Annotated in this window: 1 pseudogene; it reads right to left on the reverse strand. The window is 58.0% G+C overall.

What is annotated here, in order from left to right:
- Positions 1-511, reverse strand: a pseudogene (locus tag PM2_RS29485) (IS5-like element ISPa41 family transposase); the annotation flags it as partial.
- Between the last annotated feature and the right edge of the window lie 60 nt (positions 512-571).

The raw sequence follows: 571 nt of genomic DNA on the forward strand, positions 1-571 counted from the left end.
GACCGCCTTTCTTGGTCTGGTGCATCTCGGGATCACGCTTGCCTTCTTTATTTTTGGTCGAGCTGGGGGCATGAATAATGGTGGCATCGACGATGGTGCCTTGGCGCAGCGACAGGCCTTTTTCCTGCAGATAACCATTGATGACCGCAAGGATTGCCGGTGCGAGCTGATGCTTCTCCAGCAAGTGCCGGAAGTTCATGATCGTGGTGTCTTCGGGGATTGGCGCGCTCAGCGTCAGGAGTGCGAACTGGCGCATGGGCGTGATTTCGTAGAGCGCTTCTTCCATGGCCGGGTCGCTCAGGGAGAACCAGTTCTGCAACAGATGGATGCGCAGCATGGTTTCCAGAGGATAGGGTTTTCTACCGCCGCCGGCCTTGGGGTAGAACGGTTCGATCAGCTCCAGCAGGCCTGCCCAGGGCACCACCTGATCCATTTCGGCGAGGAAGCGCTCTCGGCGGGTCTGCTTGCGCTTGCCGGCGTACTCAAAGTCGGAAAAGCTCATCTGGCTCATGGGCGGCTCGGATCAGGTGTTGCGGGGATTCTCGCATAACTGAAGGCTTGTTCGGAGATT

It is taken from the genome of Pseudomonas monteilii NBRC 103158 = DSM 14164 (genome assembly GCF_000730605.1).
GTDB classification, from domain to species: Bacteria; Pseudomonadota; Gammaproteobacteria; order Pseudomonadales; family Pseudomonadaceae; genus Aquipseudomonas; species Aquipseudomonas monteilii.